Genomic DNA, 903 nt, shown 5'->3' on the forward strand with positions numbered 1-903 from the left:
TGACACCACAGAGCTGCGCGCGCTGTCCGGCAAGGTCGACCTCGCGCGCAACCGGCTCAAGCTGCTGTACGACGCGGGCGTCTCCATCGGCACCACGCTGGACGTGGTGCGCACCGCCCAGGAGCTGGCGGAGTACGCGGTGGCCCGGTTCGCCGACTATGTCTCGGTGGACCTCGCGGACTCGGTGCTGCGCGGCGAGGAGCCCCCGGACGGAGCGGTGGGCACCGGCGCCCCGGACGCGGGCCCGTGGGGCGCCGTGGCGGTCGCCGACGGCGGCCGTACCGTCCTGCGCCGTACGGCCCTCAGCGGCATCCGGGACGACGGCCCGCTCTACCCCCTCGGCATGCTGATCGAATTCGGCCCGAGCGCACCCCAGGCCCGAGGCTTCCGCAGCGGAGCGGTGACGGTCGAGCCGGTCCTCGGCGACTTCGCCGGCTGGCAGGACCAGGACCCCGAGCACGCCCGGCGGATCGTCGACTACGGCATCCACTCGATGATCGCGGTGCCGCTGCGGGCCCGGGGCGTCGTCCTGGGCGTGGCCAGTTTCATGCGCGCGCAGAAGCCGGAGCCCTTCGAGGAGGACGACATCTCCCTCGCCGAGGAGCTGGTCACCCGGGCCGCCGTCAGCATCGACAACGCCCGGCGTTACACCCGCGAGCACACGATGGCGGTGACCCTCCAGCGCAGCCTGCTGCCCCGGATGCTGCCGGAGCAGAACGCGCTGGATGTGGCGTACCGCTATCTGCCGGCCGAGTCGGGGGTCGGGGGCGACTGGTTCGACGTCATTCCGTTGCCGGGGGCGCGGGTGGCGCTGGTGGTGGGCGATGTCGTCGGGCACGGTCTGCACGCCGCGGCGACGATGGGGCGGCTGCGGACGGCGGTGCACAACTTCTCCACCCTCGA

Annotated in this window: 1 protein-coding gene; it reads left to right on the top strand. The window is 73.1% G+C overall.

Annotation, left to right across the window (positions count from 1 at the left end; all coding sequences use genetic code 11):
- Positions 1–903 (top strand): PP2C family protein-serine/threonine phosphatase (locus KN815_RS06195; protein ID WP_216340734.1); only part of this gene is annotated, 903 nt, incomplete at both ends.

The organism is Streptomyces niphimycinicus (assembly GCF_018883605.1).
Taxonomy (GTDB): domain Bacteria; phylum Actinomycetota; class Actinomycetes; order Streptomycetales; family Streptomycetaceae; genus Streptomyces; species Streptomyces niphimycinicus.